The sequence below is a fragment of the Treponema sp. UBA753 genome, from assembly GCF_002297325.1.
Taxonomy (GTDB): domain Bacteria; phylum Spirochaetota; class Spirochaetia; order Treponematales; family Treponemataceae; genus Treponema_D.
The window spans coordinates 1-7,338 of the sequence record NZ_DBKJ01000097.1 but is presented as its reverse complement, the minus strand read 5'-3'; the positions used below and the strand labels follow the sequence as shown (position 1 = coordinate 7,338).

2 protein-coding genes and 1 pseudogene are annotated in these 7,338 nt (G+C 39.0%); all 3 read left to right on the top strand.

Features of this window, described 5'->3' with window-relative positions; all coding sequences use genetic code 11:
• Positions 1–576 (top strand): annotated as a pseudogene (locus tag B4C08_RS08120) (sodium-dependent transporter); the annotation flags it as partial.
• A gap of 628 nt (positions 577–1,204) precedes the next feature.
• A complete protein-coding gene (locus B4C08_RS08115) occupies positions 1,205–4,822 on the top strand; it encodes a helicase-related protein (RefSeq protein WP_296664325.1) in 3,618 nt (1,205 codons plus the stop codon).
• Between the two features lie 14 nt (positions 4,823–4,836).
• Positions 4,837–7,338 (top strand): Eco57I restriction-modification methylase domain-containing protein (locus tag B4C08_RS08110; RefSeq protein ID WP_296664324.1); only part of this gene is annotated, 2,502 nt, incomplete at its 3' end.

Here is a 7,338-nt window from a genome sequence, read left to right as displayed (position 1 = left end):
GTTACGGCAGGACTGATAATCTTCCCTGCGTGCGCATCGTTTGGAATCGCGGTTGACGCAGGGCCGTCGCTTCTTTTCAACACGATGACAACCGTCTTCAACAACATGGGAGGAGGCAGAATCTGGGGAAGCCTTTTCTTTCTTTTTATGGTGTTCGCGGCGTTCTCAACAGAACTTGCCGTCTGCGAGAATATTCTTGCGTGCGTGCGCGAGATGACAGGCTGGTCGCGAAAGAAAGGCTGCGTAATCTGCGGAACAGGCATTTTCTTAATCGCGCTCACAACTGCTCTCGGCTACAACGTGCTTCATTTTCATCCGTTCGGCGAAGGCTCGGCGTGGCTTGATTTCTGGGACTTTATCGTAAGCAACAACCTTCTTCCGCTAGGCGCGCTTGTTTTCGCAGTTTTCAGCTGCAGCGGCAGATTCGGCTTAGGCTGGGAAAAACTCGTTCAGGAAGCGAACGAGGGCGAAGGACTCAAAGTGAAGAACTGGATGAAGCCAGTATTCGCGTACTTTGTTCCGCTTTGCATAATCGCAATCTACATAATCGGCCTTGCGACGTTTAAGTGGAAATAATTAAAGCGAATGTAAACTTTTATACTTTACTGTCATTATCGGGCTGTCAACAGTTTGTCATTATCGGACTGTCAATAGTTTGTCATTATCGGACTTGATCCGATAATCTCCTTAAAAGCAGATTGCCCGGTCAAGCCGGGCAATGACAGTTGCTTAGAGATTGATAAACGAGTTTGGTGTGCGGATAGATTCCTGTGTCGGGGCACAGGAATGACAAAAAAACGCGGTGTCGTGGCACGGCAATGACATTCAAAGCTTATTAGACACAACATGACAATCAGCCGGATGCTTTTACAACAGCTAAAAATAAAGTAACTAAGTTACCCGAATAAAGTAACTATATTTCCAAATATAGTTACTTTATTTTAAAATATAGTTACTTTATTTGCCTAACATACTGGATATATTTTCCCCTTGCCTCTTATCCCCTGAAAAAGCTAATTAGACGATTTTTTTAGATGTATAGACTGTTTTTGCACTGCCGTTCAACAAACAAAGACTTCCGGCTTGAAGAGGAATAGAGTTCAAACTGTATAGAAAAAGATTTCAGAGTCAAAGCGAAAAATTAATAAAATCTGTGCTATAATATCATGGAAAATTTTCTCACAAACAGAACAGGAACGCATAAATGCTTAGCAATACGCTTTTAGACAATTCTCCTAATTTAAAACTTGTTGATACATTGAATGAAATAATTTGCCGCCCGGAAGTAAAAGAAATCTGTATTGCTACTGGCTATTGGGATTTGAAAGGAACGGCTTTGATAACAGATTCTCTAAAATCTTTTCTGAAAAAAGACGGAACAAAACTAAGACTGTTGATAGGTAAAGACCCTAATGTTTTTCAAAAAGATTTGACTGCTTCCGCATATAATTCAGCAAAGAAATATCCGCAGGACTATATAAAAATAGACTTGCAGAACATCGAAACGAATGACGAGCAATGCCAGAAAGCGGCAAAAATGCTGATTGACTACTGCTCAGAAGATAATCCTAAAATTAAGGTTCATATTTTCAATGTAAATGAGAATGATGAAAAGCAGTTCTTCCATTCAAAATGCTATATTTTTAAGGGCACAGATAGAACGAATTATGGAATAATTGGAAGCAGTAACTTTACAGCAAACGGTCTGCAAGGAAATTCTGAGCTTAATTATCTTGACAATGACTATTATCATATTAATGCAAGACCTAGACCTGATGAAAATGACCCGTCTAAAGGACATTATTATTGGTTCAATGAAAAATGGAATCTTTCTGGTGACTGGACAAAAGAGTTTTTTGTTGAACTTAGCAATTCGCCTGTAGGAACAAAAGCAAAAGAGAATTTTGTCTTAAAGTCAGAATCTGCTACCTCTAAAAATCTTACGCCTTACGAGAACTACATAAAACTGCTGCAAGACAAATTCGGCATGATAACAGACGCAAATTTCAAGTCAATTCTGACAGGATATTTGCCAGAAGACATCAAACCGCTGGAATATCAGCTTAATGCCGTCCAGCAATGCTATTTCTATATGATTCAGCATGGAGGTTTTGCTCTAGGAGATGTTGTAGGGCTTGGAAAGACTATTGTAGGTATCTTAATCATAAAATATTTTATAGACGTTTCCGCGTCTTTGAAAAAATCAGATAAAGTCTTAATTATCGTTCCGCCGGCAATAAAATCTTCCTGGGTGGATACAATTAAAAAATTCGACAAGAAGCAGACAGATAAGATTGAAGAGCATGTAAGATTCTTGACAACAGGAAGCCTTAATCATCTTTCTGATGATTTTTCCGAGGAAGAAATAAGCGATGCAGAAGATGTTATTGAAGAAGATAATGATTTTTCTCTAAATTCTGAAGTTAAAAAACAGGCAGTAAAAGAAATGGCGCCGGAAATGAAAACATTCTCTTCTGCCGCTGAAAACTACGGTCTTGTAATAATAGATGAAAGCCATAAATTCCGTAATTCTGGAACAGAGATGTATATTGCTCTTTCAGAATATCTTGAAAGCGTAAATGCCCGCACCGGTTATTATCCGTTCATTGGCTTGCTTTCCGCAACAATGCAGAACAACAGTCCGCGCGACATTCAAAATCAGATTTATCTTTTTGAGCATGAGCCAAAAAATTCTTCTTTTGAGAAAGTTGAAGGCCGCGACCTGGAACACTTTTTTGCAGAAATAAACAGAAAATACAAATCAATTATCCATTCAAAGAAACAGGTATTTGGCATTGAACAAGCTTCTTTTGACTCCGCCGCAAATACAAAAAAAGAACTGATTGAACTTTCAAAAGAAGTCCGCGAAAAAGTTTTAAGCGACATTCTTGTTAGACGCACGAGAACAGATATTAAAAAGCATTATTCTGATGATTTGAAATTTCCTCAAGTTCATGGTCCTGAAAATCTTTACTACACTATGGACAAGAAACTTGCCCAGCTCTTTTCAGACACGATGAATATGATTGCCCCAAAAACCGAAGAAGAAAATCCATTTGCGGCAGAAGGTCTTGGATATTACCGCTATAGGGCTACAATGTTTCTTAACAGCAAATATGAAAAGATTTATTCCGGAAGAAACATGACTGCCCAGCGTTCTTCTAATCAGCTTGCAAGAATTATGCAGATTCTTCTTGTAAAGCGGCTTGAAAGCAGTTTTGAAGCTTTTAAGGAATCTTTGAGAAACTTTCAGAGATACACACAAAATATGATTACTATGTGGGAAAATGACGCCATCTTTATTTGTCCTCAAATTGATGTGAACAAGGAACTGAACATAAAGGAAAAGCAGGCAAAAAATCCTGATAAAATTATCACTATTGAATCTTGTTTTGCTGACATAAGAGCGAAAATCAAAAAGCTCAACAAAGAAGGCAAAAATCAAAAAAATCAGAATGCTGAGTATAATTGTTCTGACTTTAAAACCTTTGGAGATGAAAAGAAAAGTTATATTGATTATTTGAAATCTGATTTGGCGAAAATCAACGACCTTGTAGAACGCTGGAACGAAAACGACTACGACCCTAAATTTGACAGATTCAAATCTGCGCTAAAAGAAAGTTCAGGCCTTTTTTGCAAGGAAAGAAACACGCCTCATAAGCTCGTAATCTTCTCGGAAGCAATCAGCACGGTCAAGTCCTTAAGCCGCGCAGTGGAAAACATCACAGGAAAAGAACCTCTTGTAATTACTGCCGCAAACCGTGACGAAAAAGAGCCTATTATCAGGGAAAATTTTGATGCAAACTATGATAAAGAAAAACAGAAGAATGACTACGATGTAATTATCACAACAGAAGTCCTTGCCGAAGGCATTAACCTGCACAGGGCAAATTCAATATTGAATTATGACACGCCATGGAATTCCACACGGCTTATTCAGAGAATCGGCCGTGTAAACCGTATCGGAAGTGAAAACAAGGATATTTATGTCTATAACTTTTATCCTTCAAGCCAGGGAGACGAGCAAATAAATCTTGTGCAGAATGCTTACACTAAATTGCAGTCTTTCCACACAATGTTTGGCGAGGACGCAAAAATATTCAGCCAGGAAGAGGAGCTTTCTGAAGGAAATTTTGAGACAATTGTTGACGGCGAGGAAAGTCCGCAAGAGAAATACATTGCTGAATTAAAAAAATATAGAGATTCAAATCCTGAGCGCTATGATTTTATTCAGAAACTTGAAAGCGCAGAAGAAAAAAGCCTTGCCCCCCTTTTGCAAGATGAAAAAGGAAACACTTATTTTGCAATAAAAGTAAAAAATAAATACGGCTGTGTCTATGTAAAAGTTGCAAAGGATTTGCAGGCTCAGGTTATCAACTACATGGATATGTTCGATTCCTGCAAATGCACGTCAAATACGGCTGAGGCTGCTTTTAACACAATCGAAAATATTGAATCAAAAAGAAAGGCTGCGATGGACGCTTATCATGTATACGAAAGCAAGCTGAGCAAGGCTAAAAACGCAAAGACTGTTGTTTCAAATGTGCTTATAAGAGCAAATGAATGGATTAACAGCCAAAAGCTTCCAAAAGAATCCATGAGTTTAATCGGGCAAGCAATGAAGTCAATTAAAGCGGGCAACACAACTCTGGCAAAGAGATTAGACAAGCTCCTTACCGAACTTGGAGAACCTGATGAGCTGCTTATTCCTGTATCTCCAGAGGATATTGTAAATATGATTAAACAAGAGCTTGGAAATATAACAGCTGCAAATACACAAAAGCATGGCGAAGCCTATATTTTCGCAGGATTCTATTACTAACAGAGGAAAAGTAAATGACAAACTTTAGACAGATTTTCGAAAATGACTGGTGCGGAATTGAAAATTTTTTGAAGGAGGTTTTATCTCCTGTTTTTGGTGACTATGAACAAGGCTATGATATTCTTACAAATGATCCAGAAGTCCGCCAAAAAGCTGAAAATTCAAACATCACAGAAATTCGCCACGCGGCTTCTTTTGATTTTTTTGGCAGCGAGTTAAAAGTATTTGACATAACAGTTGGAGATGACAAAAAACTTGAAAACAATAAGGTTGGAATTCAGGCAATTGTCCGCCAGTATATAAATCAGTTTGAAGGCGCGCTGATAATCTTCCATCACCAGAATGTGGAAAATCAGGAATGGCGGTTTTCTTATGTTGAAAAAAGAGCAAACTCAAAAGATTCTACTTCCGCAAAGAGATACACATATATTTTAGGAAAAGAGCATCCTGCACGGACTATATCAGAGCGTTTTAATGACCTTGAAAGTAAAAAGAATAAAGGTGAGACAATTCTTTTATCTGACTTGACAAATGCATTCAGTGTGGAAGCCCTTACAAAACAGTTTTATCAGGAACTGTTCAGCTGGTACACCTGGGCCTGCAAACTTTCCACCTACCCGCAAGGAAAAGGAAGCAGCGTAAAACAAACTGACAAAAACAACGAGACAAACCTTATAAGACTTATAACACGTTTAATGTTCGTCTGGTTTATCAAACAAAAAGACCTGATTCCGTCCTGGATTTTTGACGAGCAAGAACTTAAAGAAATTCTGTCAGATTTTGATTCTCAAAACACAGAAAAAGGAAACTACTACAATGCGGTCATCCAAAACCTGTTTTTTGCCACTTTGAACAAAGCCATTGCGGAGCGCGGTTTTACAGATGACGACAAAGCGTACTTGCAATACGGAATCAAGACTTTATACAGGGACGACAACAAAAAATCATTTTTCAAAGTAAGCCATGAGGAAATAATCAGATTATTCAGTTCAGTGCCTTTCTTGAACGGCGGACTTTTTGAGTGTCTTGACAAGCTTGAAACTTCTGAAAATGGAAACAATATTCAGATTTACAATGACGGTTTCAGCCGAGAAAAAGACCGGCGGGCTTTTATTCCGAACGCATTATTCTTCCAGAAAGAAAAAGATGGACACGAGGGAATTGTTCATATCCTAAACAGATATAATTTTACAGTAGAAGAAAATACTCCAAGCGATGTGCAGGTTGCCCTTGACCCGGAGCTGCTGGGAAAAGTGTTTGAGAATCTTCTTGGAACATACAACCCGGAAACAAGCGAAACTGCCCGCAAAGATTCCGGCTCGTTTTACACACCGCGCGAAATTGTGAATTTTATGGTGGATGAATCCATAAAAAATTATCTGGAAAACAGCATTAAGATTTCAAGCGAGCAGTTCAGTCAGCTTTTTGATGACAACACCAGCGAGATAAAATTCAACGACAATGGAAAAATCTTAAATGCGCTTACAAGCATAAAGGTTCTTGACCCGGCCTGTGGCTCAGGAGCTTTTCCAGTAGGAATTTTGCAGAGACTTGTCAGTTTAATAAGAAAACTTGATTCTTCTTATGATTCAAAGCAAAGTCTTTATGAGCTTAAATTGCACCTGATTGAAAACTGCATATTCGGCTCCGATATTCAGACAATCGCCGTGCAGATTGCAAAGCTCCGCTTCTTTATAACGCTGATTTGCGAACAGGAAAAAGGAAACGACGCAAAAAACAACTACGGATTTGACCCGCTGCCGAACCTTGAGACAAAATTTGTGGCGGCAAATTCACTGATTGAGATTTCTAAAAAAGAAGAAAATATGGCACTTCAACTTTTTGATAACGGAGTAAGCCAAACACGTGAAGAGTTAAAAAATATCCGAGCAAAACATTTTAGCTCACAGACAGCAAAAGAAAAAATGCACTACAGAACTCTTGACAAAGAATGCCGCGAACGACTTGCAAAACTTTTGGAACAGGACAGGCTGTACGATAACGAAGATGCAAAACAACTTGCCTCATGGAATCCTTATGACCAGAACGCGGTTGCCGATTTCTTTGACGCGAACTGGATGTTCGGAATCGAGGACGGATTCGACATTGTGATTGGAAATCCGCCGTATATCCAGCTTCAGAACAACAGCGGAAAGCTTGCAAAACTATACGAAAACCAGAATTACAAGGCGTTCGCAAAGACAGGCGACATTTACTGCCTTTTTTATGAACGCGGCTTTAACCTGCTTAAAGACAACGCTCATCTCTGCTTTATCACATCCAACAAATGGATGCGCGCAGGCTACGGTGAAAAGCTACGCGACTTCTTTGCGAAAAACGCAAATCCAAAGGAGCTTATAGACTTTGCCGGCGTAAAGGTCTTTGAAAGCGCGACAGTTGACACAAACATTCTGCTTTTCCAGAAAGCGCAGAACCAAAAGCAGACGCTTGCCTGCGTCACAAAAAACATGAAATATGATGACTTAGGAAATTTGAGCCATTTTATTCAGCAGAAC

Bases quoted from the DNA above. Each gene is read 5' to 3' on its own strand.
- B4C08_RS08115 (WP_296664325.1), top strand. From the start codon at position 1,205: ATGCTTAGCAATACGCTTTTAGACAATTCTCCTAATTTAAAACTTGTT.